We start from the raw sequence: 4,159 nt of genomic DNA on the forward strand, positions 1-4,159 counted from the left end.
TATAACCTTCGTATTGTTAATGATGGACCAAGTGATGCGATCGGCGTGTTGATCAAAGATGCCATCCCTGGAAATCTTGAAAATGCAAGCTGGACCTCGACGTTAACTGGTGGCGCTACATTAAGCGCAGCTAATGGTACAGGAGACCTTAACCTTACAGGAAATATTCCTGCAACAACAGGAGTCATCAGTATTGATATCACTGCGAAAGTCAAAGCAAGTAATCCTGATCAGGCTACGTTTACAAATACAGCTACTGCTCTTCTCCCTGTGGGAAGTCCGATAACAGATCCTGAGCTAAGCTCAAATACCAGCAGTGTATCCACTATCATCAATAATGATCCGGTGCTTAGGGTATCGAAAAGCGGACCTGCAACGGTGAATATCGGGGATCCGATCAGTTATACGATTGTAATCAGAAACGGAGGTGCTGGTAACATTACCAATGCCGATATCACTGACCCGGTACCTAACGATATCGCGGTCAGCAATTGGGTAGTCACTAAAACAGGAGGTGCAACGATCACAGGAGCAGTTTCAGGCACGAATAATAATATTTTGACTAAGGCAGATATTCCTGCAGATGGTGATCCAAATACCGCCATTACAATCAACGTAACAGGAACAGTTAAAACTACTGCTGGTGCAACATTTACAAATACGGTTACGGTAACTGCGAATGGAGTAAGAACCAGTTCGGTAGTCACTGCTGTCAATCAGTCTACAGATATTAAAGTAGAAAAAACAGGGCCTCAGGCAGTAACTTCAGGATCTGCCATTGCTTATACGATTAAAGTCAGCAACCAGGGACCTATAAATGTAAGCGGACTAACAGTTAATGATAACATACCTGCAGAAATCGGTCAGATTAGCTGGAGTGCTCAGGCCTTCGGAACAGCAAGTCTGACAGGTGCCACTGCAGGTTCTTCAAATGCAGTTGTAACCCAGGGGAATGTACCAGTGGGTACGGCCAATTACATTTTAATTACGGTAAATGGGGTGGTGAATGCGAATACGCCATCTGGTAGTATCAGCAATGTGGCCAGTGTAACCATGCCAGCTGGTATTGCTGATTTCAACCTGGCTAACAATACCAGTACGGTGAATACACAGATCAGTTCTGTTTCCGGATTGAGTATCAGTAAATCAGGACCTCAGACCGGCGTTTCCGGTTCTGCAATTACCTATACGATTAAAGTAAAAAACAGCGGTCCAAGTAATGCCAGTCAGGCGCAGATCAAGGATGTGGTGCCGGCAGGCATTAAAGCGGTCAGCTGGACTGCAAGTTCAGCAGGTGCTGCCCAGGTCAATTCGGGAGCTACCGGAACAGGAAATACAGTGAATGTTTCTGCAAATATCCCTGCTGGTGCAGCCAATGAAATCAATATCATCATTAACGGAACCATCGATCCTGGCTTTAGCGGTCAATTGTTAAATAATGCTACAGTTACGCCATCAGAACCAGGCAACCCTCCGGTAACTTCAGCTGATGTAACGACAACAGTAACGAATAAATCAGGAGTCAGGATTGTGAAATCAGGACCAACAAGTGTTGAAGCAGGTAAGACGGTCAGTTACACCCTTGAGTTGAACAATGCAGGTCCTGGAAATGCAATGAATGTTGATGTGACCGATGCGGTTCCTGCTCAGCTGACCGGTGTAAACTGGAACGCAACAGCGAATTCAGGTGCTGTGATCAGGTTGGGAGCAACAGGTACAGGAAATACCGTTGCCCTTAAAGTTGACCTTCCTGCAGGAAGCGGAGCAGTAACGGTTAGGATTACCGGGCTTGTTCCGGCAAATGCAGCAAACGGAAGCATAACCAATACGGCCGTTGCGACCCCTGCGGAACCAGGAAATCCGGCAGTGCCATCTGATCCGGTAACCACCAATATTGTCAACAATGCACAGTTAAGCTTTGTGAAAAGTGGTCCAGCTGCGCTGAATTCGGGAGAATCGATTCGCTATACATTGGCGATCAGTAATGCCGGACCATCAGATGCAAAAGGAATAAAAGTGAAGGATGTTGTTCCTGCTCAGGTCACAGGAGTTTCCTGGACCAGTACACTTGCGGGTGGTGCAACCATCAGCTCGGGTGCAACGGGAGCTGTAAATACAGTAGACATTACTGCAGATGTACCGGCAAACGGAAGCATCCTGGTAATGATAAATGGTAAGGTTGATCCAACCTTTGCCGGAATCCTGCTGAACAAAGCAACGCTTACTCCTGCAGATCCTGCTAAACCAGTGATCAGTTCAGAAGTGAGTACCACTGTTAAAAACGTATCAAACTTACAAATCACTAAAACAGGACCTGCAACAGTGATCGCAGGTCAGGTGATGAAATACCAGATTAAAGTAAGCAACACAGGACCTGGTACTGCACAAAATGCAGTGATCAGCGATGTGGTTCCTGCTCAGTTAAGCGGAGTAAGCTGGATCACTTCAGCAACAGGAAATGCAACAGTATCGGGTGGGTTAACCGGAACAGGAAATAACCTGAGCGTAACGGCAACGGTTCCATCGGGATTAAACGATGTGATCACGATAGACATCACAGGTACTGTTGGTGCTTCTTTTGCAGGTAAACTAAGCAACACGGCAACAGTAACCCCAATAGAGCCAGGTAATCCTCCGGTGGTTACTCCTCCGGTGGAAACGGTGAGTAGCTTGAGTCCAGGCGTTACGATCAGTAAAACAGGTCCTGCCACAATTACTGCAGGTGCTCCGATCACTTATGTCATTACTGCCGGTAACACAGGACCTAGTAATGCCAAAGACCTGGTGATTACGGACAATGTACCTTCACAAATCAAAAATGTACAATGGACCACCAGCATTTCAGGAACAGCAGGCGTAACGGCCGGAGCCACCGGATCAGGTAATGCGGTTTCTGTAAAAGGAGACATTGCCGCTGGTGCAGCAAATAAAATCACCATTACCATTACTGGTACAGTTGATCCTGCTTTCTCTGGTAAACTGAGTAACGTTGCAACAGGTACTCCAGCTGAGCCAGGTAATCCACCAGTGGTGACTCCACCGGTAGAAACGACCACAGATCAGAAACCGGGCATCACGATCAGTAAAACAGGTCCTGCAACGATTACTGCAGGCGCTCCGATTACTTATGTAATTACTGCTGGTAACACCGGATTAAGTAATGCAAAGGACCTGGTGATTACGGACAATGTACCATCACAAATTAAAAATGTACAATGGACCACCAGTATTTCAGGAACAGCAGGTGTAACGGCCGGAGCTACCGGATCAGGTAATTCAGTTTCTGTAAAAGGAGACATTGCCGCTGGTGCAGCGAATAAAATCATCATTACCATTACCGGTACGGTTGATGCTGCATTCTCTGGTAAACTGAGCAACATTGCAACCGCGACTCCAGTAGAACCAGGTAATCCGCCAGTGGTAACCCCGCCGGTAGAAACTACTACAGATCAGAAACCGGGCATCACGATCAGTAAAACAGGCCCTGCAGCCATTGGTGCAGGCTCGACCATTACTTATGTGATTACTGCCGGCAATACCGGACTCAGCAATGCAAAAGGCCTGGTAATCACCGATAATGTACCATCGCAAATCAAAAATGTACAATGGACGACCAGTATTTCGGGAGCGGCAGCAGTTACTGCCGGAGCTACCGGATCAGGTAATTCGGTTATTGTGAAAGGAGACATTACTGCCGGAGCAGCGAATAAAGTGATCATTACCATTACCGGTACGGTTGATCCGGCTTTCGCAGGTAAGCTGAGCAATACCGCAACAGGTACTCCTGCAGAACCAGGTAACCCGCCAGTGGTGACCCCGCCGGTAGAAACTGAAGTGAGCAAAACACCAGTCCTGACGATTACCAAAACCGGACCTGCCAACCTTAAATCAGGTGACCTGATTACCTATGTGGTAGAGGTGAGTAATACTTCATTGAGTAATGCAGATAACCTGACCATTAGCGATTTGATCAGCAGTGACATCTTAAATGTAAAATGGACTACTGAAGCGGTAGGGACAGCAAAAATCCTTTCCGGAGGAACGGGCAGCAGCAGCAATGTCAATGTTGGTGCAGATATCCCGGCAGGAACAGGAAACAAAGTGATCCTGACCATTACCGGTAACATCTCAAAATCATTTACCGGGAAGATAGAGAATA

The 4,159-nt window shown here is 46.9% G+C and carries 1 protein-coding gene; it reads left to right on the plus strand.

The features are described from left to right. The coding region (locus BUC20_RS33465) for a beta strand repeat-containing protein (RefSeq protein ID WP_073239195.1) at positions 1-4,159 on the plus strand (4,159 nt) is incomplete at both ends.

The sequence above is a fragment of the Pedobacter caeni genome (genome assembly GCF_900129215.1).
In the GTDB taxonomy this organism is placed as follows: Bacteria; Bacteroidota; Bacteroidia; order Sphingobacteriales; family Sphingobacteriaceae; genus Pedobacter; species Pedobacter caeni.